19 protein-coding genes are annotated in these 25,728 nt (G+C 66.0%); 12 read left to right on the forward strand and 7 right to left on the reverse strand.

Features of this window, described 5'->3' with window-relative positions; translation table 11 throughout:
- Positions 1 to 45 precede the first annotated feature (45 nt).
- Positions 46 to 696 carry an NAD(P)-dependent oxidoreductase gene (locus AC1VXC_RS04420; RefSeq protein ID WP_313174396.1) on the reverse strand — a complete coding sequence of 217 codons (651 nt, stop codon included), beginning with the start codon at positions 694 to 696 and terminating at the stop codon, positions 46 to 48.
- Positions 697 to 816: 120 nt separating this feature from the next.
- Between AC1VXC_RS04420 and AC1VXC_RS04425 the strand changes: the two genes are divergently transcribed.
- Together AC1VXC_RS04425 and AC1VXC_RS04430 are read left to right on the forward strand one after the other, a co-directional pair.
- Positions 817 to 1,743, forward strand: coding sequence for a LysR family transcriptional regulator (locus AC1VXC_RS04425; protein ID WP_313399532.1), 927 nt, complete (start codon positions 817 to 819; stop codon positions 1,741 to 1,743).
- A 43-nt stretch (positions 1,744 to 1,786) separates the two neighbouring features.
- Complete coding sequence (locus AC1VXC_RS04430; protein ID WP_481538036.1) at positions 1,787 to 2,665, forward strand: AraC family transcriptional regulator; 879 nt, start codon at positions 1,787 to 1,789, stop codon at positions 2,663 to 2,665.
- On the opposite strand, the gene ybaL is transcribed toward AC1VXC_RS04430, so the two are convergent.
- Both ybaL and AC1VXC_RS04440 read right to left on the reverse strand, forming a co-directional pair.
- On the reverse strand, positions 2,641 to 4,353 hold the full coding sequence (gene ybaL, locus AC1VXC_RS04435; RefSeq protein ID WP_481538037.1) for a YbaL family putative K(+) efflux transporter: 1,713 nt from the start codon (positions 4,351 to 4,353) through the stop codon (positions 2,641 to 2,643). The two genes, AC1VXC_RS04430 and ybaL, sit on opposite strands and share 25 nt — an antisense overlap.
- 361 nt (positions 4,354 to 4,714) lie before the next feature.
- Positions 4,715 to 7,093, reverse strand: coding sequence for a TonB-dependent receptor plug domain-containing protein (locus AC1VXC_RS04440; protein WP_481538038.1), 2,379 nt, complete (start codon positions 7,091 to 7,093; stop codon positions 4,715 to 4,717).
- Between the two features lie 312 nt (positions 7,094 to 7,405).
- Between AC1VXC_RS04440 and AC1VXC_RS04445 the strand changes: the two genes are divergently transcribed.
- Positions 7,406 to 9,280 (forward strand): ABC-F family ATP-binding cassette domain-containing protein, encoded by a 1,875-nt coding sequence (locus tag AC1VXC_RS04445; RefSeq protein ID WP_313174387.1) that lies wholly within the window; start codon positions 7,406 to 7,408, stop codon positions 9,278 to 9,280.
- A 146-nt stretch (positions 9,281 to 9,426) separates the two neighbouring features.
- Here AC1VXC_RS04445 and AC1VXC_RS04450 read toward each other — a convergent pair whose 3' ends face one another.
- The gene (locus AC1VXC_RS04450) at positions 9,427 to 10,302 is read right to left on the reverse strand and encodes a LysR family transcriptional regulator (protein ID WP_481538039.1); all 876 of its coding nucleotides are present in this window, start codon (positions 10,300 to 10,302) and stop codon (positions 9,427 to 9,429) included.
- Between the two features lie 166 nt (positions 10,303 to 10,468).
- Between AC1VXC_RS04450 and blaCESS the strand changes: the two genes are divergently transcribed.
- The 4 genes from blaCESS (at position 10,469) to AC1VXC_RS04470 (ending at position 16,069) form a co-directional block, all read left to right on the forward strand.
- Entirely contained in the window at positions 10,469 to 11,365 is an 897-nt protein-coding gene (gene blaCESS / locus AC1VXC_RS04455; protein ID WP_313493997.1) for a CESS family extended-spectrum class A beta-lactamase, read from the forward strand.
- Positions 11,366 to 11,432: 67 nt separating this feature from the next.
- Positions 11,433 to 12,677 carry a cation:proton antiporter gene (locus AC1VXC_RS04460; RefSeq protein WP_481538040.1) on the forward strand — a complete coding sequence of 415 codons (1,245 nt, stop codon included), beginning with the start codon at positions 11,433 to 11,435 and terminating at the stop codon, positions 12,675 to 12,677.
- Positions 12,678 to 12,746: 69 nt separating this feature from the next.
- Positions 12,747 to 15,395 (forward strand): serine/threonine-protein kinase, encoded by a 2,649-nt coding sequence (locus AC1VXC_RS04465; RefSeq protein WP_481538041.1) that lies wholly within the window; start codon positions 12,747 to 12,749, stop codon positions 15,393 to 15,395.
- A gap of 77 nt (positions 15,396 to 15,472) precedes the next feature.
- On the forward strand, positions 15,473 to 16,069 hold the full coding sequence (locus AC1VXC_RS04470; protein WP_313174400.1) for a hypothetical protein: 597 nt from the start codon (positions 15,473 to 15,475) through the stop codon (positions 16,067 to 16,069).
- A 50-nt stretch (positions 16,070 to 16,119) separates the two neighbouring features.
- Here the strand turns inward: AC1VXC_RS04470 and AC1VXC_RS04475 are convergent, their stop codons facing one another.
- Entirely contained in the window at positions 16,120 to 17,103 is a 984-nt protein-coding gene (locus tag AC1VXC_RS04475; RefSeq protein ID WP_313174378.1) for a DUF3011 domain-containing protein, read from the reverse strand.
- A 155-nt stretch (positions 17,104 to 17,258) separates the two neighbouring features.
- Here AC1VXC_RS04475 and aspS point away from each other — a divergent pair, with 155 nt between their 5' ends.
- From aspS to AC1VXC_RS04490, 3 genes are all read left to right on the forward strand, one after another.
- Complete coding sequence (gene aspS, locus AC1VXC_RS04480) at positions 17,259 to 19,016, forward strand: aspartate--tRNA ligase (protein WP_481538042.1); 1,758 nt, start codon at positions 17,259 to 17,261, stop codon at positions 19,014 to 19,016.
- A 3-nt stretch (positions 19,017 to 19,019) separates the two neighbouring features.
- Entirely contained in the window at positions 19,020 to 19,541 is a 522-nt protein-coding gene (locus AC1VXC_RS04485; RefSeq protein ID WP_481538043.1) for a GNAT family N-acetyltransferase, read from the forward strand.
- 360 nt (positions 19,542 to 19,901) lie between these two features.
- Positions 19,902 to 20,165, forward strand: a complete 264-nt coding sequence (locus AC1VXC_RS04490; protein WP_313493986.1) for a transposase — start codon at positions 19,902 to 19,904, stop codon at positions 20,163 to 20,165.
- Positions 20,166 to 20,207: 42 nt separating this feature from the next.
- On the opposite strand, the gene AC1VXC_RS04495 is transcribed toward AC1VXC_RS04490, so the two are convergent.
- Together AC1VXC_RS04495 and AC1VXC_RS04500 are read right to left on the reverse strand one after the other, a co-directional pair.
- Positions 20,208 to 21,215 carry a FecR family protein gene (locus AC1VXC_RS04495; RefSeq protein ID WP_481538044.1) on the reverse strand — a complete coding sequence of 336 codons (1,008 nt, stop codon included), beginning with the start codon at positions 21,213 to 21,215 and terminating at the stop codon, positions 20,208 to 20,210.
- Positions 21,212 to 21,694 (reverse strand): RNA polymerase sigma factor, encoded by a 483-nt coding sequence (locus AC1VXC_RS04500; protein WP_313174370.1) that lies wholly within the window; start codon positions 21,692 to 21,694, stop codon positions 21,212 to 21,214. The genes AC1VXC_RS04495 and AC1VXC_RS04500 overlap by 4 nt, the downstream gene beginning before the upstream one ends.
- 195 nt (positions 21,695 to 21,889) lie before the next feature.
- On the opposite strand from AC1VXC_RS04500, the gene AC1VXC_RS04505 reads away from it, so the two are divergent.
- Both AC1VXC_RS04505 and AC1VXC_RS04510 read left to right on the forward strand, forming a co-directional pair.
- The gene (locus tag AC1VXC_RS04505; protein ID WP_481538045.1) at positions 21,890 to 24,970 is read left to right on the forward strand and encodes a TonB-dependent receptor domain-containing protein; all 3,081 of its coding nucleotides are present in this window, start codon (positions 21,890 to 21,892) and stop codon (positions 24,968 to 24,970) included.
- 36 nt (positions 24,971 to 25,006) lie between these two features.
- Positions 25,007 to 25,675, forward strand: a complete 669-nt coding sequence (locus AC1VXC_RS04510) for an esterase/lipase family protein (RefSeq protein WP_313174367.1) — start codon at positions 25,007 to 25,009, stop codon at positions 25,673 to 25,675.
- The last annotated feature ends 53 nt before the right edge of the window (positions 25,676 to 25,728 follow it).

The following is a 25,728-nucleotide window of genomic DNA, read 5'->3' on the forward strand; positions in this document are numbered from 1 at the left end:
CGCGGAGCAGGGGTTGGGGTGAGGGCAGCTCTCAGCTCCTAGCTTTTACCAGGCAACCGTAAACCGCTTGCCCACGTGCTTCGGCGTTTCCAGCTCATCCACCACTGCCACCGCCAGATCGGCCGCACTGATCGTACCCGGGCCATCGCCCGTGCTCAGCGGGGTGTCGCTGCCCACCCGGTACTTGCCGGTGCGCTCGGTTGCACTGCCCGGATGGAAGGCCACCGGCGGGCTCAACTGGGTCCAGGCCAGCGAGGTCTCATTACGCAACTCGTTCAGCGCATCACGCGCGGCGCTGGCGCCGGGATAGATAGCCGCCGGGAAGTCGGGGGAATCCACCAGTTGGGTGCCGTCCGCCGCATACAGGCTGCCGGCACCGCCAATCACGATGTAGCGCTTGACGCCTGCTGCCTTGGTGCCGGCCACAATCGCGCGGGTGCCACGCATGAACTCGTTGTATAGATCCGGATTCGCCCAGCCGGCGTTGTAGGCACTGATCACCGTGTCGGCACCGCTGACCCCGGCGCGTACCTCCTCGGCATTGAGCACATCGGCCTTGACCACATGCAAGCGCGCGCGGCTTGCCAGCTTGGCCGGGTCACGCACCAGGGCGGTGACGTCATGGCCGCGCGCCAGCAGTTCGTCCAGCAGAGCCTTGCCGACGAAGCCGGTGGCACCAATCAATGCGACTTTCATGGGAAATCCTTGCAAGTGGGAATGGCGCCAGTTTCCGCCTCTGCGTGCCGTCGCGGCAGTCGCAAAAAATCACAATCACCTTGAAGCTGTGCTTCACAATGGCCCGCAAGGAGGTGACCCATGGACAGCTTCAAGCGGATGGCCCTGTTTGCCCAGGTGGTGCAGCACGGCTCGATGAGTGCGGCGGCGCGGGCCCTGGGCATGAGCACCTCGGCGGTGAGCCAGCAGCTGCGTGCGTTGGAGCAGGAAGCCGGGGTGGCGCTGTTGCACCGCTCTACCCGACGGCTGGCCCTCACCGATGTGGGCAGCCGTTACTACGCGGCCTGCGCGCGTTTGCTGGATGCGGCCGGGGAGGCGGCGGCAGAACTGTCGGCTGCCCGCCAGGCCCCCAGCGGCGAACTGCGATTGTCGGCGCCGCTGGGCATGGCCGCGCATATCGGGCCGGCGCTGGGTGCGTGGTTGCAGGACAACCCGCAGCTGCGCCTGCACCTGTTCTTCGACGACGGCTGGACCGACCTGTTGCAGGCGCGCATCGACCTGGCCCTGCGCTTTGGCCAGCTGCCGGACAGTGATTGGATGGCGCAGCGTCTGGGCAGCCTGCAGCGTTGGCCCTGCGCGTCGCCGCAGTGGCTGCAGGCCCACGGCATGCCCACCGATCCGCTGCAGGTACCCGCCGCCGATTGGCTGGGTGTGCCGCAGGTGCCCGGCTTGGTCTGGCAACACCGTGACAGCGGCGAGGAACGGCTGGTGCCGGCGCATCCGCGCATCGCCAGCCAGAATCAGCCGGCGGTCCTGCAGCTATGCCAGGCCGGCTTGGGGGTGGCGGTGCTGACCAGCCTGGATGCGGCGCCGCTGTTGGCTGACGGCCACCTGCAGCGCCTGTTGCCGGATTGGGAAGTGCCAGCGTTGCCGGCCTGGGCGGTGACACCACATCGCCAGACCCAACCGGCCAAGGTGCGCCAGGCCATCGCCTTGCTGCAGGACTATCTGGCGGGGATGCCTGCTGCCGGGCCGGCGCCTGCGCAAGATCGGAAACGCCAGCGCTGAGCAGGCGCGCTGCAATAGCCGCCACTTCCACGGAGACGATGCAATGAAAGCCAATGCCGCACAGCTGCCACGCCTGGACCGGGTCATTGCCTGTCTGCAGCAGGCCGTCGATACCGGCGGCCCCTTGCCCGACCTGGAGGCGCTGGCGGCCATCGCCCATTACTCGCCGTTTCACTTCCATCGCGTCTACCGCGCGCTGACCGGTGAAACGGTAGGCCGCACGGTGCAGCGGCTGCGGCTGGTCAAGGCGCTGCAGCGTCTGGCGCATAGCGCGGCCAGTGTCACCGAGATCGCCTTGCTGGCCGGTTACGACACCCCGCAGGCCTTGGCCCGGGTGCTGCGCGAAAGCGTGGATGCCAGTGCCAGCGAACTGCGCGACGATCCGCAGCGACTGGTCGCCTGCATCGCCCAGCTGTCGCGGCCGCTGCCGGTGGCTGAAACTCCCGCGCCGCTGAGCGTGGAAGTGATCACCCTGGAGCCGTTCGAGGTGGTCGCGTTGCGTGCCCGGGGTGCCTTCGACGATCTGGATGGTGTGTTCGGCGAACTGTTCGGCTGGGCGGCCGAGCAGGGCCTGATCGAACAGCTGCAGCAGTTGATCGGCCTGCCGCTGGGCGACCACCGCGAGCTGCCTGCCGATGAGCTGCTGTTCGACTGCGCGCTGGCGCTGGATGCCGAGCTGCCGGCCTTGCCGGCATCACTGCAGCGCCTGCAGCTGGGGGGCGGGCGCATGGCGCGCCTGCATCATGTCGGCAGCTACTCCCTGCTTGAGGACGCTACCGACCGGTTGCTGCGTGACTGGTTGCCGGGCAGCGGCCATGCGCTGCGTGACGCGCCAATGCACTATCACTTCCTGGACGACCCCGAGGACGTTCCCGAGGCCATCCTGCGCGCCGACATCTACGTGCCGCTGGCCGCCGGCTGAGGCACGTTGCGGCGCAGGCTGCGGTAGGGCGGGGTGGACATGATCATTTCCGCCAGCGAGTAGGCCAGCTCGCGCTCGGCCATCACCGTGCCGTCGGCGCCATGCTCCAGCAGATGCTTGACCTCGGCATCGCTGTGGGCACGCGCCAACAGGGTCAGGTTGGGGTTGATGGCGCGCAGCTTGGCCAGCACCTCGCCGGATTCCAGCGGCTGCGGGATGGCCAGCACGGCGATGGTGGCGCGCTCGGGGTGTGCCTCGGCCAGTACCTTGTCCGAGGCGGCACTGCCGCGGATGCCGGGGATGCCGGCGGCGTGCGCGCGTTCCACATGCTCGCGGTTGTCGTCGATCACCAGCACCGGCACGCCGCGGTCACGCAGCACCTGCGCCAGCTCGCTGCCGACCCGGCCATAGCCGACCACGATGGCGTGGTCGTGCAGGTCCAGCGACGGACCGGGCGGGATGTCCGGCACTTCCGGCACCGGCGCGGTTTCCTTGTGGCGTGCCTGCCAGCGGTCGAGCAGGCCGAACACCACCGGGTTGAGCATGATCGACACCAGTGCACCGGCCAATACCAGCGATTGCCCGGTAGGCGGCAGGATCTTCAGCGCCACGCCCAGCCCGGCGATGATGAAGGCGAACTCGCCGATCTGCGCCAGCGAGGCGGAGATGGTCAGCGCGGTGCTCTTGGAGTGGCCGAAGGCGCGCACGATGAAGAAGGCGGCGGCCGACTTGCCGAACATGATGATCACCACCGTCGCCAGCACCTGCCAGGGGTGCTCGACGATGATCATCGGGTTGAACAACATGCCGACCGAAACGAAGAACAGCACCGCGAACGCATCGCGCAGCGGCAGCGGATCATGCGCAGCCTTGTGGCTGAGCTCGGACTCGTTGAGCATCATGCCGGCGAAGAACGCGCCCAGCGCGAACGAGACTCCGAACAGTGCCGCCGCACCAAACGCCACGCCCAGCGCGATGGCCAGCACGCACAGGGTGAACAGCTCGCGCGAACCGGTGCCGGCCACTTTCTCCAGCACCCACGGAATCACCCGCCGGCCAACCACCAGCATCACTGCCACGAACAGGCCCAACTGCACGAAGGTCCAGCCGATCGAGGCCAGCAGGCCGCCAATCGAAAGTGCCTTGCCACTGGCCTCGGGGCCGAACACCTCGGCAATCACCGGCATCATCACCAGCGCCAGCACACAGGCCAGGTCTTCGACGATCAGCCAGCCCACCGCGATCTTGCCGCGCGTGGTTTCCAGCAAGCGGCGTTCCTCCATGGCCCGCAACAACACCACGGTGGACGCGGTGGCCAGCGAGAAGCCGAAGATCACCCCGTGCAGCGCCGGCCAGCCCATCAGCGTGGCCACGCCCCAGCCCAGCAGGGTGGCGACCAGGATCTGGCCGATGGCACCGGGGATGGCGATGGCCTTGACCGCCATCAGGTCCTTCAAGGAGAAGTGCAGGCCGACGCCGAACATCAGCAGCATCACCCCGATCTCGGCCAACTGGTTGGCCAGCGCCTGGTCGGCGACAAAGCCCGGGGTGAACGGCCCCACGATGACACCGGCAATCAGATAGCCCACCAGCGGCGACAGCCGCAGTTTGTTGGCCAGGGCGCCAAGCACGAAGGCCAGGCCCAGACCGATGGCAATCATGTTGATCAGGGCGGTGTCATGGTGCATCAGGGCTCGCAGCAGGGGGTGGGGTGCTTCGATTCTAAAGGTGATGCGCGGTTTGGTGAGGGGAAATGCATGAAAAATCTGGGTTTTTTTTAAGGAGCGAGGTGGGGCTGTGGGTTTGTGGTGCTTGCTTGTGAGGGCAACAGCAAACGCCAGGGCACCCCTCCCCAACCCGCCCCTGCGCTGCGCGAAAGGGAGGGCGCCAAAGCAAAAGCTGGAAGAACCCTGCAGCCCGCATGAACTGCCCCCTCCCTTTCGCGCAGCGAAGGGGAGGGCTGGGGAGGGGTAAGCCTCTGCCGAGCCGGCAAAAGAAAATGCCCCGGGTCGCCCCGGGGCATCTTCCTTTCACGACGTCAAAACAGTCTTACCAGGTGTAGCTGATACGGCCGTATACGTAAGCGCCGTTGAAGCCGTACGGGGAGTAGTTGCTGTACGGCAGCATGCCCCAGGTCGAGTTCTGCAGGTCCGCGGTGCGATCCGGGTACTGGTCCAGCAGGTTGTCCGCACCCAGGGTCAGCTTCCAGTTCTCGCTGGGCTTGAAGCTGGCCGAGGCGTCCACTACCCAACTGGCGTCATAGGTCTGGTCGCGGGCAGCCGTGGCCGAGTTGCGCACGGTGAAGCTGCCATAGCGGGTCGCCGACAGACCCAGCTCCCAGCGGTCCGAGCGCCAGGTGCCGCTGACGATGGCCTTGTCACGCGGGAAGCTGTCCTCGATGCGGCCGATCTCGTCGCGACCGATCAGCGACTGGGTGATGCCCAGGCTGCCGAACACCGCCGGCGAGGCGATGAACTTCTTCACCTCGGTCTCGTTGTAGCTGTAGGCAGCGGTCAGCTCCAGGCTGCTGGCGCTGAACGGGAGGGTGTAGCTGGATACTGCATCGACACCGCGGGTGCGGGTGTCCACGCCATTGGTGAAGTAGGAGAACGCGGTGACCTGCGGCAGCCCCAGCCCGGCCAACAACGCATTGGCGGCGGCATTGGTGGTGATGTTGGTGGACAGCACGATGCGGTCATCGATGTCGATCTGGTAGGCATCGACGGTCAGGTACAGGCGATCAACCGGCTGCAGCACCAGACCAAGGCTGTAGGAGGTGGAGCTTTCGGCCTTGAGCGGGCTGGCACCCAGCGCCTGTGCGGCAGCGCTGGTGGTCGGGAAGGTGCCGCGGTCGACGAAGCTGCCGTTGATGATGGTGCTGGTGACCGCCTGGTAGCTCTGCTGGGCCAGCGACGGGGCGCGGAAGCCGCTGGATGCGGTAGCGCGCAGCGCGACCTTGTCGGTGAAGGCGTAGCGCGCCGACAACTTGCCCGAGAACTTGTCGCCGAAGTCCGAGTAGTCCTCGTAGCGACCGGTCAGGCCGGCGGAGAACTTCTCGGTCAGGTCGGCTTCCAGGCCGGCATAGACGGCGTAATTGTGGCGATCGTTGTGCACTTCGTTGGTCGGGGTGAAACCACCGAAGCCCTGCGCGCCGCTACCGGTATAGGAGTTCAGTTCGCCAGCGGTCTGCTCCCACTTCTCACGGCGGTACTCACCACCGAAGGACAGCGTGACCGGGTAGGCCAGGCCCCAGTCCAGCGACTTGGTGAGGTCGGCGTTGAAGATGTCCTGCTGGTACTTCAGCGTGCCGTCGTAGAACGAGGTCGGGCTGTTCACGCCCAGGCTGTAGTTGATGCTGTTGCGGGTGTGGAAATCCAGGGTGTTTTCACCGTGGTTGAGGCTGACGTCCCAGGTCCAGCCACTCTCGGTATTGCCCTTGACGCCGGCCACCAGCGAGCGGTCCTTGGAGTACTGGTTGATCTGCGGCACATAGCCGTCCGGGTAGGTCTGCGCCAACAGCGCGGTCTGGCCGCTGTGGTTGGGCGAGCGGTAGAACGCGAACGAGGTGATGTCGCGGTTGCTCAGCAGGGCGCTGGCGTAGGCACTGATGTTGTCGCTGAAGTTCAAGCTGGCGTTGGCCGAGGCGGCGGTGGCGTCCACGCGCGGGTCGCCGACCACGAAGGTCTTCTCACCGATGGACGGGAAGTTGCCGGTATTCGGGGTGGTGCCCTGATAAGGGCCTGCGCGGTTGCTTTCGTCCTGCTGGCTGACCTGGCCGGCGAAATGCACGCTGCCACGGCCATCGGCGAAGCTGACGCCGGTGTCGCCGGAGAGCTGGTACTTGTTGCCGTCACCGGCCGAGTACTGGCCGTAATCCACGGCCAGGCTGCCGCCCTTGCCGCTGCCCTTGAGCACGATGTTGACCACGCCAGCGATGGCATCGGAGCCGTATTGGGCCGAGGCGCCGTCGCGCAGTACTTCGACGCGTTCGATGGCGGCGATCGGAATCGCGTTGATGTCCACCGCGGAGGAGCCACGGCCGATGCTGCCGTTGACGTTGATCATCGCCGAGGTGTGGCGGCGCTTGCCGTTGACCAGCACCAGCACCTGGTCAGGCGAGAGCCCGCGCAGCTGCGCCGGGCGGATGCCGCTGGTGCCGTCGGTCAGGGCCGGGCGCGGGAAGTTCAGTGAGGGCAGGGCGCGCGACAGTGCGGTGGCCAACTCGCCGGTGCCGGTGGACTGTAGGGCTTCCGGGGTGATGATGTCGATCGGTGACTGCGACTCCGCCACGGTGCGGTCAGCCACGCGGGTACCGGTGACGATCACGGTATCCAGGGTGTTGGCAGCGGTCTGGGCGAAGGCGGGGAGGGCCGGGGCGCCAAGGGCGATGGCAATGGCGACGGCGAGGGTGCTGGACGTGCGATTCATCAGGTTGCAGCTCCGGTATTGAGTGGCGGCATCGGCGGCGCGTGGGGTTCGCGGCTGTTGCGGTGCGCCATCAACGAATTAATGGAATTTTTACCTCGTGTCAAACCGGATGACGCAGCTAAATTGTTGCTTTTGAAAGCTTTTTCAGTTCAGCAAAGGCGATTTGGCAATGCGAGTACTTGGCCCTTGTCAGGCAATGCCGTTCAGGCGCGTGCGATAACAGGACGTGAGTCAAGTATTGGTTAACGTTAGAATTACGTCGCAGGAATGCTGCTCACATGCACATTCCGTTTCGTTATAACGGACCCATTCATGATTTCCCTTCGTAATTTCGCCCTCCGCCGGGGCGAGCGCCTGCTGTTGTCCAACGTAGACCTCACCCTGCATGCCGGCTATCGCGTAGGCGTGGTGGGGCGTAATGGCGCAGGCAAATCCAGCCTGTTCGCCGCCGTGCGCGGTGAACTGGAAGCCGACAAGGGCGACGTGTCGCTGCCCGGCAAGATCCGCATCGCCGATGTGGCCCAGGAAACCCCGGCGCTGCCCGACCGCGCCATCGACTTCGTGCTCGGTGGTGACGACGTGGTCGCCGCCGTGCTGGCTGAAGAAGCCGCCGCCGCCGAGCGCGAGGATTGGGAAGCGGTCGCCAATGCGCACCAGAAGATGGCCGAGCTGGGTGCGTACGACGCCGAAGCCCGTGCCGGCAAGCTGCTGCACGGCCTGGGCTTCCCGGCCGAGACGCATGATCGCCCGGTGTCGGCGTTCTCCGGCGGCTGGCGCGCACGCTTGAACCTGGCGCGCGCGCTGATGATGCCCAGCGACCTGCTGCTGCTCGACGAACCGACCAACCACCTGGATCTGGACGCGGTCTACTGGCTGGAGCAATGGCTGCTGAAGTATCCGGGCACCTTGCTGCTGATCTCGCATGACCGCGAGTTCCTCGACAACGTCGCCACCCACACCCTGCACCTGCACGGTGGCGGTGCCAAGCTCTATCCGGGCGGCTATACCGATTTCGAGCGCCAGCGTGCCGAGCACCTGCGCCAGCAGCAGATCGCGCACGAGAAGGAACAGGCCGAGCGCGCCCACCTGCAGAGCTTCATCGACCGCTTCAAGGCGCAGGCCAGCAAGGCCACCCAGGCGCAGAGCCGGATGAAGCGCCTGGCCAAGATGGCCGGCACCGAAGCGGTGCGCGCCGAGCGCGAATTCCGCATCGAGTTCTCGCCGCCGGCCAAGCTGCCGTTCTCGCTGATCCGCCTCAACGACGTCACTGCCGGTTACGGCCCGGACGCGGTGATCCTGGACAATGTCGGCTTCGGCCTGGAGGCCGGCCAGCGCGTCGGCCTGCTCGGGCCGAACGGTGCGGGTAAAACCACGTTGGTGAAGTCACTGGTCGGTGACCTGCCGTTGCTCGGCGGTGACCGCATGGCCCATCCGGACCTGCAGATCGGTTACTTCGCCCAGCACACGGTGGAATCGCTGCACGCCGGCATGACGCCGATGGATCACTTCCGTGAGATCTCGCCGGACGGCGTCAACCAGTCGTTCCGCGACTTCCTCGGCAAGTGGAATTTCCCGGGCGACCGTGCGTTCGAGACCGTGGATGGTTTCTCCGGTGGCGAGCGTGCGCGTCTGGCGCTGGCGCTGATCGCCTGGCAGCAGCCCAATGTGTTGCTGCTCGACGAACCGACCAACCACCTTGACCTGGAAATGCGCGAAGCGCTGGCCGAAGCGCTGGCCTTGTTTGAAGGCGCCATCGTGATGGTGTCGCATGATCGCCACCTGATCGGCCTGGTCTGCGACACGTTCTGGCGCGTGGCCGATGGCGTGGTCGAGCCGTTTGCCGGTGACCTGGACGAATACGCGCAGTGGCTGCGTACGCGCGCCAGTGCGCAGGGTTCACGCAACAAGAGTGATCGCCAGGAAAAGCCAGCGGCCGCACCTGTTGCGCAGGTTGCCCCGGCCAAACCGGCTTCCAACAAGAAGCCGGTCAACCCGCACAAGCTGGAAGCGGCCGAGAACAAGGTCGAGCAGTTGGGTGCATCGCTGGCGGCGGTGGACGCGCAACTGGCGGATTCGGCCAACTACGCCGACGCGGCCAAAATGGCCAAGCTGGGCAGCGAACGTGAAGTGCTGGCGCAGCAGCTGGAGCAGGCCGAGGCAGCGTGGATGGAAATGCTGGAGGACTGAGCGTTGTGGGCGCGGCACAAGCCGTGCAGTGATGAGCGATGCCACTGTAGAGCCGAGCCATGCTCGGTTGGGGGTTTACCGGTGATGCCCCTTGCCGAGCATGGCTCGGCACTACAGGTGAGGCCTCTGCCGAGCGTGGCTCGGCACTACAGGTCCAATCCTTCCTGTGCCAGCAACCATAGGCGGAAGCGCCGTAGCGGTTCGCGCTCCTGCCGCGAGCGCAGCCGCGTCAGCCAATAACGTCCCAGTGACAAGGTCGGCGCGAACGGCTGCAACAGCCGCCCTTCGGCCAGATCCTGCTCGAACATGCGCAGCGGCAACAACGCGACCCCGGCGCCTGCGGCCGCCGCACTGGCCAGGGTCAGTGAGGAATCAAATACCGCCCCGCGCGCCTCCACGCCGTTGACCCCGGCCAGTTGCAGCCAGCGGGGCCACTCGTCATTGCGGTAGGAACGCAGCAACGGCACGTTGCCAAGATCACGCGGCTGCCGCAGCTTGCGCGCCACGGCCGGTGCGCACAACGGTGCGAACAAGGTATCGACAATGGCGGTGCAGTCCTGGCCCTGCCAGTCGCCATCACCGAAACGGATGGCCAGATCCAGGCCTTCGCCGGCCAGGTCGATGCGGTTGTTGTGGGTCTGCACGCGCAACTCGATATCCGGATGGGCGGCCTCGAAACCCGGCAGGCGCGGCAACAGCCAACCGGTGGCGAAGGTGCCGACCACGCCCACCGTCAGCACCTCGCGGAAGCGGCCGCCGGTGAAGCGGTCCAGCGCGATCGCCATGCGGTCGAAACTATCCGTCAGCACCGGATACAGCGCCGCGCCTTCATCGGTGAGGGCAACACCGCGCGGCAGCCGGTGGAACAGGCTGACCTGCAGGCGGTCCTCCAGGCCGCGGATCTGGTGGCTCAGCGCGGCCTGGCTGACACACAGTTCCAGCGCCGCGCGGGTGAAGTTCAGGTGCCGGGCTGCGGCCTCGAAGGCACGCAGGGCATTGAGCGGCAGTTGCGGGCGGATCATACGCAGTCATGATGAAAGTTGATGGTCGCCGGCATTATTTCCCCTATCGGGCGGAAAATGCGGCCTAAGGCGCAAGAAAAACTAATGGCTCCCGCTGATTCTTTGCGTTGGTCCGGGCCCTTCGTGGTCGGCAAGATCGGCGGAACCACTTTTCTGGAGAGTCGCCATGCTTGCCCGCCGCCAGTTTCTCGCCCTCGGTTCCGCTGCCCTGGCCACGGCCTTGTTGCCGAAGGCGCTGGCCCGCAACGCCACGCCGCCAGCGCCCGGCGGCGTGGTCGGCAATGCCGACTTTGCCGCGCTGGAGCAGCGCAGCGGTGGCCGTCTGGGTGTCTGCCTGTGGAACCCGGCGACCGGCGAGCGCCATGGCCACCGCATGGATGAGCGCTTCCCGATGTGCAGCACCGTCAAGTTCCCGCTGGCAGCGGCCATCCTGCAGCGCGCCGAGACCGGCCAGTTGTCGCTGGACCAGCGGGTGCCGGTGCGGGCGAGCGACATCCTTGACCATTCGCCGTTCACTGAGCGCCACGTGGGCAAGGACATGACGGTGCGCGACCTGTGCCGGGCCACGATGATCGTCAGCGACAATGCCGCAGCCAACCTGCTGCTGCCGCTGCTCGGCGGGCCGGCCGGGCTCACTGCCTTCCTGCGTGCACACGGCGACCACATCACCGTGAGCGCGCGCAACGAGCCCGAACTCAACCGCTATGCCGAGGGCGATCCGCGCGACACCACCAGCCCGGCGGCGATGGCCGGCAATCTGCAGCGTTTCGTGCTCGGCGATGTGCTGGGCGCGGCCGCGCGCCAGCAGCTGGCCGATTGGCTGATCGACAACCAGACCGGCGATGCGCGCCTGCGCGCCGGCCTGCCACAGGGCTGGCGGGTGGGCGACAAGACCGGCAGCAATGGCAGCGATACCACCAATGACATCGCGGTGTTGTGGCCCCTGCAAGGCGGGACGCCGTGGCTGCTGGTGAGCTACCTGCAGGGTTCTGCACTGGATGATGACGGCCGCAATGGCATCCTTCGCGGCGTGGGGGAGCTTGCCAGTGCCCGGCTGCGCTGACCGATAGCCGTCGGCGCAGGCTGGCCGGTGTCGCCTTTGCACAACCGGTCCAGAGGAAACAGGTGTCATGAGCAAGGAACTGATCTATCTGCTGCTGATCTTCGCGTTGCTGGTCATCCCGCGCGCGTTGCAGCGCTTCAACCTGCCGGCGCCGCTGACCTGCCTGGTGTTCGGCATCGGCGCGATGCTATGGCTGGGCGACGGCTCGCATGATCCGGTCGTCAGCCTGCTGGCCACGCTGGGCATCTCTTCCTTGTTCCTGTTCGCCGGTCTGGAAGTGGATGTGGCCGACCTGCGCAAGGGGATGTGGCCGCTGCTGGCGCATCTGCTGATCCGCAGTGGTACCTTGGCCGGGGTGGCGTGGCTGGCCTGGCATTACGCTGGCCTGTCATGGCAGGCGGCTGCGCTGCTGGCGCTGGCCCTGCTGACGCCGTCGACCGGCTTCATCATGGATTCGCTGTCGCAGCTGGGGCTGGATGATGCCGAGCGCTTCTGGGTCAGCAGCAAGGCCATTGCCGGTGAACTGCTGGCGCTGGCGGCCTTGTTCGTGGTGCTGCAGGCGGGCGATCCGGTGCATATGGCGCTGTCGAGCATGGCCTTGCTGGCGATGATGGTGGGGCTGCCGCTGTTGTTCGTGGCGCTTGGTCGTTGGGTGGCACCGCATGCGCCGGGTTCGGAGTTCTCCTTGTTGGTGATGGTTGGCATGCTGGCGGCGTACATCACCTATGGCCTGGGTGTGTATTACCTGGTGGGTGCGTTCATCGCCGGCCTGGTGGCGCGGTTGCTGCAGCAGCGCATGCCAACCTTGGCCTCGCACGAAAACCTGCATGCGCTGCGTCTGTTTGCTTCGTTCTTCGTGCCGTTCTATTTCTTCAACGCCGGTACCAAGGTGCCGGCCGAGGCCTTGAGTTTCGAGGCCTTGGGCCTGGGCCTGGTGATCACCCTGGTGGTGCTGCCGTTGCGCATCGCGGTGATCTGGCTGCAGCGACGGGTGTTGTTCGGGGAAAGTTTCCGCACCAGCCTGCGGGTTGCGCTGGCGCTGTCACCTACACTGATCTTCACCCTGGTGCTGGCGGCGATCATGCGCGAACGGTTTGCGATCTCGCCGGTGCTGTTTGGTGCCTTGCTGTTGTATGCGGCGCTGACCACGCTGCTGCCATCGTTGGTATTCCGCCGGCCGATGGACGTGGACCCGCTGAGCAAGGAAGACGCCCAGCCCATCGACGAGCAGGTCGTAAGAGAAGGTGGAGATGCTGCTGCACCGGCAACGGATGCGAGCTCCGGCTCTGATTCTTACGAACCACAGCGCTGAGCGCCGCTTATGATCCTCACAACCGGCACGACCTCGCAGCGAGGCGGGCGTGTGGCAAAGGGGATGTGCGTGGATCGGGAAAGCTGGCAGCAGGTGCGCGAGTTGTTTGATGCGGTGTGTGAGCTGGAGCCGTCGCGATGGCGGACCGAGCTTGCGCGATTGAGTGCCGATCCCCAGGTCATCGCCGAAACCCTGGAACTTCTGCAGGCGCAGACCTGCGATCTGGGGCGTGCGCGTGACCCGATCGAAAAAATGTTTGCCGCCGCCGTTCCTTCGGAGTTGAGTGAAGGCGATGTCATCGGCCCGTGGCGGCTATGCCTACGACTGGCCAGTGGCGGCATGGGTATCGTGTTCCGCGCCGAACGTGCGGACGGACTGTACGCACAGGACGTGGCGATCAAGGTCCTGCAGGGCCAGCCAGGCGCACGGGTGGCCGAACGCCTGGCCGCCGAGCGGCGCATTCTTGCCAGCCTGCAGCATCCGAACATCGCGCGCCTGTACGACGGTGGCACGACCCCGGGCGGGCAACCGTATCTGGTAATGGAGTACGTGCCTGGCGAACCGCTGGATGTGTACTGCACACGGCGGCAGCTGGATCTTCGCCAGCGTTTGCAGCTGTTCCTGCAGGTATGCAACGCCGTGCAGGCCGCGCATGCGCGACTGGTACTGCATTGCGACCTGAAGCCTTCCAATATCCTGGTGCGCGAGGATGGTGAGCCGGTATTGCTGGACTTCGGCGTGTCGCGGCTGCTGGGCGATGAAGGCGGCGACGCGGGTGCGCAGTTCTTCACTGCGGCGTATGCCGCTCCTGAGCTGCAGTCGGGGCGTGAGGTGGGGGTGAGCAGCGATGTCTTCAGCCTGGCTGCGGTGTTGAGCGAACTGCTGGCAGGCAAGGGCGGCAGGCGCGGCGCAAGCGACCACCAGGCTGCGGTGGCTGCGCCCAGTGGGCTGGCCAAGGCCGATTGTCGCTGGGCGCGCGCCCTGCGCGGCGACCTGGATGCGATCGTGGTGCGTGCTGGTGCCTTGTCGCCTGGGCAGCGCTATCCATCGGTGGAAGCCCTGGCCGCCGACGTGCGCAATTACCTGCGGCATCGGCCGGTGCAGGCACGTAATGGCAGCCGGTTCTATCGCGGTGGACGTTGGCTGCGCCGCAATTGGAAAGGGGCAGGGCTGTTGCTGCTGGCACTGTTGTTTGCCGCCTGGTTCGTGTGGCGGCTGGCAGCCGAACGCGCCGCCGCCGAGCGTGAAGCCAAGGTCGCCGAGCAGGTCAGCGGCTTCCTGGTGGAAATGTTCCAGGCGGCTGATCCGCGCGAGAAAGGCGTACGCGGCGGCGAGGACATCAGCGCCCGCGAGGTGCTGGATCGGGCTGCCTCGCGCATCGACAAGGAGCTGGATGCATCGGCCGAAGTGCAGGCACGCCTGAAGGGTGTAATTGGCTTGGCATATCGCAATGCCGGTGATCTGCGCCGTGCCGATCCGATGATGCTGCAGGCGGCTGAAGCGCTGGCGGTGGCAGGCGGTGAAAGGAACCTGGACGAAGCTGCGCGTCTGTTCAACCTGTTGGCGGGAACGTATGCCAACAATCGCAACGGCACGGAGGGCGCGGCGATGGCGCGGCGCGCGCTGGCGCTGCTGGGCAAGCAGCCTGCGGACAGTTTCCGCGTTGCCCAGTCCTACAATTCACTGGGCCTGTCGCTGTTGTCGGAGCAGCGCTATGACGATGCCGAACACGCGTTCAAACAGGCGCTGCTGCGGCATCAGGCCGGCAAACGCGAGCAGTACATCGGCGTGACCCTGGACAACCTCGGCATGACGTATCGGCGCAAGGGTGACCTGGTTGCATCGGCGGCGGCATTCGAGCAGTCCACGCCCTTGTTCCTGCGCATTCTCGGCGAATCGTCCTACGACTATTGGGCCAGCAATACCGAACGTGCGTTGATGGTGATGGATCGGGGTGACCTGGATGAGGCCATCGCTACCTTCGAAGCCAACCTGGCACGCGCACCCGCCATCTTCGGGGAGCGCAGTGTCTATGTGGTCAGCGAGAACAACCGGCTGGCGCAGGCGCTGATACGCAAAGGCGAACCGGAACGCGCGCGGCCGCATGTTGAAACCGCACTGCGGTTGTCGGCGCAGGTGCTGGGCAAGGACAGCTACAACTATTCGGTGGTCACCGAAACTGCCGCACTGCTTGCGCAGGCGCAGGGCGACATGCCCGCCGCTGAGTCCGCCTATCGGCAGGCGCTGGCAATACGTGCCGCGGCGATCGGCAGGGATCACCCGGATAGCCTGGACCTGGAGTTCCAGCTCGGTCTGCTGTTGGCCCGCCAGGGTGACGATGCGGGCGATGCCATGCTGCAGCGGGCGCGTGACCTGTGGCTGCCGCGTATTCCCGCCGGCAGCGCCAACGCCATTCGCCTGCAGCAGGGCTGGGCCGAATGGCTGATCAGCAAACAGCGGCTGGATGCGGCGGCACAGGTGCTGGATGGCGTGCAGTCCCTGCTGTCGGGCAGTCCCTATGCAGCGGTGCACCAACAGGTATTGCGCGCGCGTTTGGCCGAACGACGTGGCAAGGGCGAGGAGGCTGTGCGCTACTGGCAGGCCGCCGTAGCGGCCGCCGAGCCTTTGTATGGCAGGCAATCGGCGGTAACCACGCAATGGCGAAATGCATTGCAGGCAGCCCAACACGCAACCCACGGCGGTGCCGCGTTGCCTTGAGCTGGCAGCTGGGCGAGGATCGGGGCATGAAAACCTCATCGTTCCCGAATCTGATTCGCGCGCTGGCCATGGCCGGCATGGTCGTCCTTCCCGCTTCGGTGCTTGCTGCCAGCAACGCCCCGTCAGCAACGGCGGCAGCCACCCCAGCCGACCAGTTCCTTGCCGAGCTGGCGCAGTACTGCGGGCAGGCTTTTGCCGGGCGCATCATCGCCAATCACCCGCAATCCGCTACGCCGGATCCGTTCGATGGCAAAACCCTGGTGATGCATGTACGTGGCTGCGACAGTCCGCAACAGGAGCTGCGGGTGCCGTTCCATGTGGGGACGGACCATTCGCGGACCTGGGTGATCACCCGGACCGATCGCGGCCTGCGCCTGAAGCACGATCACCGCCACGCCGACGGCAGCCCGGACGCAGTGACGATGTACGGCGGCGACACTGCGCAGGCCGGTAGTGCCGAGCGGCAGGAGTTTCCGGTGGATGCGGCATCGGTGGCGATGTTCACCGCACATGGCATGACCGCCTCCCTGCGCAATACCTGGGCGATGGAGCTGGTGCCGGGCAAGCGCTTTGTCTACGAACTTGCGCGCCCGGATGGACGTCTGTTCCAGGTCGAGTTCGACCTGGGCACGCCGGTGCAATTGCCGCCCGCGCCATGGGGCAGCGAAGCCTGAAATGCGGAGGGCGCCGTTGCCGGCGCCCTCCAAACCGCTTGCGTTGAGGTTCAGCGCCCGCCGAAACGGGCGCGGCAACCACCGTTCACCCAGATGCTGTTGCCGTTGTAGCCCCAGTTGCGGCCTTCGACGCAGCGGGTATCGGAGACCTGCTGGATGATCACCGGACGTCCCTGGCGGCGGTCCCAGGCACAGGTGTTCAGGCGGTTGCTGTTGCTATGGCAATCGACGAAGTAATCGTTGCCGCCCCAGCCGCCACCATTGCCCCAGCCGCCACCGCGACCTTCGGCGAACTCGGCGCGGCAGCCGCCATTGACCCAGACAGTGCCATTGTTGCTGCCCCAGTTGCGGCCTTCCACGCAGCGCGTGTCGGAGATCTGCCGCACGAGTACCGCGCTGCGCCAGCCGGTGTTGCAGACCACATGGCGGTTGCTGTTGCTGTCGCAGCGGATGGTGCGGTTGCCGTTCCAGCCGCCCTGGCCATTGCCGTTGCCGGGACCGCCGCCCCAGCCGCCGCGGCCTTCGGCGAATTCGGCACGGCAGCCGCCATTGACCCAGACACTACCGTTGTTGCTGCCCCAGTTGCGGCCTTCCACGCAGCGGGTATCGGAGATCTGGCGGACCAGCACCGCGCTGCGCCAACCGGTATTGCAGACCTGTTGGCGGTTGCTGTTGCTGTCGCAGCGGATGGTTCGGTTGCCATTCCAGCCGCCCTGGCCATTGCCGTTGCCGGGGCCGCCGCCCCAGCCGCCACGGCCTTCGGCGAATTCGGCGCGGCAGCCGCCATTGACCCAGACGCTGCCGTTGTTGCTGCCCCAGTTGCGGCCTTCCACGCAGCGTGTATCGGAAACCTGGCGGACCAGCACCGCGCTGCGCCAACCGGTATTGCAGACCTGTTGGCGGTTGCTGTTGCTGTCGCAGCGAATGGTGCCGTTGTGCGCACCGGGGAAGGCCGTTTGGGCCGGGGCCGGGGAGGGGCTCAACGCCAGTGCCAGCAGGGTCGCCAGGCCGGCGAGCAGGAGGGGTCGGTTCATGGCGGCTTCCCTGTTCAGGTTGGGTGGCCGAACTATAGGCGCAGCCCCACTTAAGGCCGCGTGACTGATGGGCGGATTTGCTCCAGCCCGCGCTCAGCGCCAAAATACGGGGCTACCCGGCACCGTTTCGTACCGGGCCCCCTGCGGAGCTTTCCATGCGTACCCATTTCTGCGGCCTGGTCGATGAGACCCTGATCGGCCAAACCGTGACCCTCGCCGGCTGGACCGACGTTGCCCGTAACCTCGGCGGCGTCTGCTTCATCGATCTGCGCGACCACGAAGGCATCGTCCAGGTCACCGTCGAGCCCGACAACGCCGAGGTCTTTGCCGTTGCCGCCAGCCTGGGTTACGAGGACGTGCTGCAGGTGGAAGGCGTGGTGCGTGCCCGCCATGCGGTCAATGACAAGATCCGCAGCGGCAAGGTGGAAGTGATCGCCACCCGCATCACCATCCTCAACAAGGCTGCGCCGCTGCCGTTCCACGCGCACGAGAACCCGGGCGAAGACACCCGCCTGAAGTACCGTTACCTGGATCTGCGCCGCCCGGAGATGCAGCGCATGCAGCGCACCCGCATCAAGCTGGTGCAGGCCCTGCGCCGTCACCTGGACGAGCGCGGCTTCCAGGACATCGAAACCCCGATCCTGACCAAGGCCACCCCGGAAGGCGCCCGCGACTTCCTGGTGCCGGCGCGCATGCACCCGGGTGAGTTCTACGCGCTGCCGCAGAGCCCGCAGCTGTTCAAGCAGATCCTGATGGTGGCCGGCTTTGACCGCTACTACCAGGTCGCACGTTGCTTCCGCGACGAGGCCCTGCGTGCCGACCGCCAGCTGGAGTTCACCCAGCTGGACATGGAGTTCGCCTTCGTCCGCGAGCGCGACATCCAGGATTTCGTCGAGAACATGATCCGCGCCATCTTCAAGGAAGTGGTGGACGTTGACCTGGCCGCACAGTTCCCGCGCATGACCTGGGCCGAGGCGATGCGTCGCTACGGCTCGGACAAGCCGGACCTGCGCATCGCGCTGGAACTGGTGGACGTGGCCGAGCTGGTCAAGACCAGCGAGTTCCCGGTGTTCACTGCCGCGGCCAATGACGCCGACGGCCGCGTGGCCGCGCTGCGCATCCCGGGCGGCGCCAGCCTCAGCCGCAAGCAGATCGACGAATACGCCGCCCACGCCGCCAAGTACGGCGCCAAGGGCCTGGCCTACATCAAGATCGCCGACCACGGCGAGGTCAGCTCGCCGATCCAGAAGTTCTTCGGCGAAGACGCCTTTGCCGCGCTGCTCAAGCACATTGGTGCCGGCAATGGCGACATCGTGTTCTTCGGCGCCGGTGGCTACAACAAGGTCTCCGACTTCATGGGCGCGCTGCGCCTGAAGGCCGGCAAGGACTTCGGCCTGGTCGCCAACACCTGGGCACCGCTGTGGGTCACCGACTTCCCGATGTTCGAATGGGACGAGGAAGAGCAGCGCTACGTGGCCCTGCACCATCCCTTCACCGCACCGGCGGTGGACGACGTCGCCGAGCTGCGCGCGCATGCCAAGACCGCGGTTTCGCGCGGTTATGACATGGTGCTCAACGGCAATGAAATCGGTGGCGGCTCCATCCGTATCCACCGCCCGGAAATGCAGAGCGCGGTGTTCGAACTGCTCGGCATCGGTGCCGAAGAGGCACGCGCCAAGTTCGGCTTCCTGCTGGATGCACTGAACTACGGCGCACCGCCGCACGGTGGCATCGCCTTCGGTATTGATCGTATTGCCGCGCTGATGGCCGGCACCGAGTCGATCCGCGACGTCATTCCGTTCCCGAAGACCACTGGCGCGCAGTGCCTGATGACCGATGCGCCGTCGCCGATCGCCGATGCGCAGCTGGCTGAAGTGCACGTGCAGGTGCGTCCGCGCGCCGACAAGGCCTGAGCCTTGGTTGCAGCCGCCAGCATCCGCCGTGCCACGCCCGAGGATGCCGGCGTGCTGTGCGCACTGGCCGAACGTACTTTTGTCGAGACGTTCGGTCATCTGTACCCGCCGCAGGACCTGGCCGATTACCTGGCCACGGCCTATCCGGTCGAACTGCAGCGGCAACAGCTGCAGTCCGGCGATTACGCGGCGTGGTTGCTGGAAGCGGACGGCGAGGCCATCGGCTTCGCCTTTGCCGGCCCCTGTGGCTTGCCGCATGCGGATGCAGCGGCTGGCGACGGTGAATTGAAACGTCTGTACGTGCTGCGCCAGCATCAAGGTGGCGGTCAGGGGGGGCAGCTGTTCGCGGCGGCCCTGCAGTGGCTGCAGACCCCGGGGCGTACATTGTGGATTGGCGTGTGGTCGGAGAACTTCGGCGCGCAGCGTTTCTATGCACGGCATGGCTTCCAGCACGTAGGGGCCTATGAATTCCCGGTCGGCAGCGTGCGCGACAATGAGTTCATCCTGCGGCGGCTTGCTGGCTGATTGACGCTCGGCAACGCCGATTCCAGGCATTGCCGGGAGGGCGCTTTGCCGAGCATGGCTCGGCACTACAGTTGTGTGCGTGCATTTGCGGGAGCGGCGTGAGCCGCGAAGCTGGTAATCCAGCAACGTGCCGATAACCTCCCTGCATGCATCAAAGTGTGCGCTGCATCGCTGTGGGTATGTTTGGCTGCTGCGTCTAGACAGGAAAGGGAGTGGTTTGCGTGCTCATACGTGCGCAGTCCTCTGAGTATCGGACCTGGTAGCTGAGCCTTGTTGCTGCGGCCACGGTGCGGATTGTCTGGGCGTTGGCATGGACGGCAAGACTGGCGTTGATGCAGTTGCCGGCAAGGCGAAGCAAGCATGAGAAAGCATTTTGACGAGGCGCAGGTGATCGGCTTCCTGCGCGAGCTTGATGCCGGTCAGACCCTGCAGGAGCTCTGCAGGAAGCATGGCTTCAGTGATGCGTCGCGTGTGCAGTTGCAGCGCATCTGCGCTGGTCGGCGCGCGCCTTCCTCAAGCCACCTGCGGCGGCTGCAGGCGGAGAACCAACGGCTCAAGGATTTGTTGCATATGCAGGTGCTGGAGCGCGAGCGGATCAGGCAGGCATTGCTGCAGCCACTATGAGGTGTCACTGCGCGCCGCAGGCTTCCTGCGGGCGCACGGTGATCAGCGGCTGAGCTCGGTCTCGCCTGCGGCGTTGGTATGTGCCGAAACCTTGTGCAGGGCGTTCAAGGCTTCAACGAAGCCAGTGCTGTCATTGCTGCGGAACACCCCGGATACACGCAGTTCGCCCAGCGCCGCATCCTTGACCCGCAACGGGCTGCCACCATAGCGATTGAACTCGTCCACCGCCGCCCGCAATGGCAGGTCTTCAAACACCAGTTGGCCGTTGATCCATGCCGGTGCGCTGCCGCCTTGGAAGTTCTGTACTTGTGGCGTCTTGCCGGTGGTCATGTGCGCGCGCTGCCCGGGAGTGAGCGTGGCCACGGCTGCGGCGCTGCCGTCGGCAGCGCGTAGCTGTACCTTGCCTTCGAACAGAGTTACATCGAGGCCATTGTCCAGACGATAGACCTCGAACTGGGTGCCGACGGCGCGTACGCTGCCCTGCGCGGTATCCACGGTCAGCGGACGCGCGCGGTCCGCCGCCACCTTGAAGAACGCGCGGCCCTGGTCCAGCACGATGCGACGTTGTTGTGCGCTGTAGCGCACACGCAGCGTGGTGCCGGTGTCGAGCGCCACTTCGGTGCCATCCTCAAGGGTGATGTTGCGCTGCTCGCCGACTGCGCTGGCAACGCGCAGCTCGCTGGTCGGCGCGGGGGCGAACAGCCGCCAGCCGACGACAACGGCAGTCAATGCTGCCGCGCAGGCCGCCAGCCAGCGCATGCGCCGCGGTCGGCGTTGCGGCGGCTGGCGGGCGGGTTGCGTCGCTGGTGCCGGAATCGCCGCCAGGCGCTGCTCCACTTCGGGCGTGGCGGCGAAGCCGCCCAGCATCGTCCACATGCGCTCAAGCCGGTCGTAGGCAAGCCGGTGGGCGGGGGCGGCATCCAGCCAGGCCTGATGCCGGGCCTGTTCTTCCTCGCTCACCTCATCGGCATGCAGGCGTGCGAACCAGCTCGCAGCCTGGGTGCCGATCGGGTCCGCATCTTCAACGACGTCCAGCCTGGTTTCTTTCATGGTTGCTCCAGCCGCGTGCCGAAGTGGAGCAGGGCACGCATCATTTGTTTTTCGACGGCACTGACGCTGATTCCCAACTGGCTGGCAATCGCGCCATAGGTCAGGCCCTCGTAACGGTGCAACAGGAAAACCTGCTGGCAACGCGGGGGCAGGTCATCCAGTACCTTGAGGAAGGCCTGCAGGCGTTCGCGGTCCTGGTAGACGCGTTCGCCACATACCGATTCGGTCGGCCAGCCCTCGGTGTTCTCGTCGATGGGTACATGTTGGCCCACATGGCGGGTACGGTCGCGACGATAACGATCGCGCAGCAGATTGCCGGCAATTGTCATCAGATAGGCTTCGACGTTGTTGACCTTGTCCGCCTGTGGATCGCGCATCATCCGCACCAGGGTCTCCTGGGTGAGATCTTCGGCGTCTTCAACCGAACCCAGATGATTCCTGAAGTAACGCATCAGGCGGGGGCGGTACTGTTGCGCCATGACACCTGCGTCCCGGACGGTGTCGGGTGGTTGGACAGGCGGAAGGGCGGCGGTCATTGGCTGGCGTTGACAGTCTGGAGCGACACGCGCAGCTTGAGCCAGTGCCAGTAATTCTGCCAGATGAGGGATTCGGTCGATGCTGCGTCTGTACACGGGTGCCAGCTGGACGGCGGCACGCTTGTCACTGGAGGGCGGATGATTGCCAGCGCGGACAGCGGACAACGGCAGGTACGGCGAGGTCGGCCCGATATGCTGCGCCGCTGGTTGCTGTGCCTGATTCTGCTGGCTGCCCCCGCCTGGGCACGTGACGATGTTGGCGCGCGTTATTACAGCCTGCCTACGCAACCCATGCAGCGGGCGCTGGCGCAGTTGGCGTCCAGCTCCGGGCTGCAGATACTGATGGCCCCGCAGATGTTGACCGGCAAGGCGGCGCCGGCTTTGAGCGGGCGCTATCGCCCGCTACAGGCCCTGCAGCAACTGCTTGCCGGCAGCGGTCTGAGCTATCGGCTGACCGGCAGCGGGGTGGTGACCATTGTCCCGGCAGTGGCAGCGGATCCCGCCAGACCGATTGCCGCGACCCCGCCGCTGACAATGCCGGCCGTGGCCAGTTCGCTTGCCACGCTGCAGGTTACCGGTTCGCGGATCGCACGCAGCAGCGTTGAAGGCCCCGCGCCGGTAACTGTCATCACCGCCGAACAGATGCGGCGTGAGGGCCATTTCAGCTTGAGCGAGGCGCTGGCAATGAACGGCACGAGCACCTACGGTGCCGAATCACAGGGCGCAGGTGGGCGCTTTTCGGCCAACGCACAGCCCTTGAACCTGCGTGGGCTGGGGCCGGGACGGTCACTGATCCTGGTGGACGGCCGACGGGTGCCGGATTACCCGTTTCCTTCGAATGGCCGTAGCAATTTCCAGAGTCTTGGCAGCATTCCCCTGGCCAGCGTGGAGCGGGTGGAGCTGATGACGGGCGGCGCCTCGGCCATCTATGGCGCAGATGCGATTGCCGGGGTGGTCAACATCGTGCTCAAGCAGGCGCATGTTGGTTCGCAGGCCACGCTGCGTACCGGCACCAGCAGCCTGGGAGGCGGTGACCATGTTGACCTGCAATGGTTCAGCGGCCACGGTGGCGATGATTGGGGGCTGAGCTACGCCCTGCAGTTTTCCAGTGCCGAGTTGCTGCGGGGTTCACAGCGGAACCTGCAACCTCCGCGCAACGGTGATGCTGCCAACCCGTTCCAGCCCGCTCTCGGACTGGGCTTCGTTCAGGCAGCCGGGGCTGCCAAGGGCACGCTGGTGGCGGTGCCGGATACTGTCTGCGAACGCTGGAAGGGTGAGTTCGTGGACTGGGACTTTGCCGCAGCGTCCAGTCCCGGACCGGCCCTGCGGGGATATGGCTGTGGTAGCTGGCGCAATGCCGGCTACGCGTCGCTGCGGGATGGCGTGCAGGCGCTGTCGGGACAGGTGCGTGCGCAGTGGAGGGTGTCGACACGCACGCAGGCGTGGGCGGCGTTGCAGGTATGGGATGCGCGTAGCGAACTGGCCAGCGGCCTGGAGCTGATCAGCGGGCCATTTTCCGCCAGTACCGGCAGCGTCGGCGAGGTTTACGATCCGCGGTTTGGATACGTCGCCCCGCAGCGACTGCTGACCCCACAGGAAACCGGTGGTCTGGACGCGATGAACGATCGCTATGGCGAGCGGATGTGGGACCTGGCCCTGGGGCTGCAAGGGCAGTACGGCCAGCGGGTGGATTGGAGCCTGGTGGGTGGGCGTTCGGACTATCGCGTACAGCGCGACCGGCGTCGCCTGCTGGGTGAGGCCGTCAATGCCTTCTTCTTTGGCGAGCCGATGGGCATGACCGATGATGGCGTCATCATCCAGCCGCTGGACCTGCAGCATTGGTACCGCCCGATCACGCCCGCTGAATATTCAGCGATGTCCGGCAAGGTGCATTACGACGCGCTGACCCGGGTGGAGGGAGTGTCCTATGTCGTGTCCGGTGGCGTCGCTGACGTTCCCGCTGGCGTGCTGGACATGGCAGTGGTGCTGGAAGCCAGCCGCCAGCGCTATCGGCTGCGGAACACGCCCTCGCTGCTGCCGTTGCAGATGGAAACCTACAACCTTACCGGTAGCGTGGGTGAGGGCGTGCGTGATCGTTACGCGGTTGGGGCCGAGCTGGGGATGCCGCTGACCGCGACCATCAGGGCCAGCGCAGCGGGTCGCATGGATCGCTATGACGATGCCACCGCTGCCGCCACCGCCCGCACCTGGAGCGCGGGGCTGGAGTGGCGGCCGCTGCGCCGCGTGTTGCTGCGGGCCAGCCATGCCACCAGTTTCAAGATGCCGGACATGCACTGGGTCTTCACCGATGGTGGCGGCAGCTATGGGGCGGCGATCGATGCACGGCGTTGCATCGTGGCGGGGGCTGCTCCCGATTGCAGCGGCTATGAGTCGGCGTTCCTGACGCGGACCTATCGGAATCCGGAACTGGACGCGGAGACCGGCACATCAACAACCGCAGGCCTGGTCTGGGATGCCAGTGATGCGCTGTCGATCAGCGTGGACTACTGGGATGTCAGCAACCAGGGCGGCATCGGCCGGATCTCACCGGCGTTGTTGCTGCGAGACGAAGCCGAATGCGCCACCGGCCTGCGCCTGGACGGGAGCCCGAGTCCGCTGGATCTGCGCTCCTGGGAGTGCCGCAGGGCACGCCAGCGGGTCGTGCGTAGCGGTGCCCAGGGAGAGGGGCGCGTTGTCATGGTCGAATCGACCGCCGCCAACCAGTCCGAGCAACGTGTCCGCGGCATCGACACGGTGTTGGACTGGCGATTCGGCAGCAGCATCGGCGACTTCAACCTGCATGCCGCGTGGTCGCGCACCTTGCGCGGCGAACGTCGTGTGCGTGCACCGGGCACCTTGCATGAACAATGGCGTGAGGCGCAGTGGACGTCGGCGGAAAACCCGGCTTTCCGCAGCTACCTGCGCAGTACGCTGGGTTGGCAGGGGCAGGGGGGGTGGTCGGTCAATGTGTCCGGCACCCGCCAGGGTCGCTTGCCGCGCGTTGATGGACAGGGAAGCATAAAGCCGCTGCTGTTGTGGAACGCGAATGTTGCAAGACAGATCAGCCCGCGCACGGCCGTGACCTTGTTCATCAACAATCTCTTCGACACGGCACCGCCGCGGGACAGCAGCAACGATGCGTTTCCCTACTACTACGACGCGGTCTACAGCGCGGTGGGGCGGCAACTGGCGGTACAGCTGGATTACAACTTCGACTAAAGACCGTGTCGTTGCCCGTTGTGGTGGACAAGGGCGATGACGGACACTGCGCGCATGTCATGGCAGAACTCCCCGCGTCCCCGTGTGCTGATCCTGCACGGCATCTGGAACACCCGCTCCTGGCTGTTGCCGCTGGCCTGGCGGTTGCGCACACACGGTTTCGCGGTGGATACGTTTGGTTATGCCAGCGTGTTTGGGGGCCCCGAACGGGCGGTGCCGCAGTTGGTGCAGCGCCTGCGCGCGCGCGGACCGGTGTCGGTGGTCGGGCACAGCCTTGGAGGCCTGGTTGCATTGGAGGCATTGCGGCAGGCACCGGGCCTGGACGTGCCACGGGTGGTCTGCCTGGGCTCGCCGCTATGCGGCAGTGGCACGGCCCGTTCCATGGCCGAGCACGGCTGGCTGGCGGCGTTGGGGCGCAGTGGCGACCTGCTGTTGCACGGGCTGCCGGATTGGCAGGGGCAGGCCGAGGTCGGCCTGATCGCCGGCTCGGTGGCGCACGGCCTGGGCGCAATGATGGGTGCGCTGGAAGGCGAATCCGATGGCACCGTGGGCCTGGCCGAGACCCGTCTGCCAGGGCTGGCCGACCACTGCGTGGTGCCGGTCAGCCATAGCGGGCTGGTGCTGTCGCCGGAGGTGGCCACGCTGACCGCCGGTTTCCTGCGCCAGGGGCGTTTCCCCGCAGTTGCCGCCGCAACCGGCGGATGACGGGGCTGGGGCAGGGGATCAGGTAGAATTACCGTCCTGTTCCTGACAGATGT

Source organism: Stenotrophomonas sp. STEN033 (assembly GCF_056856655.1).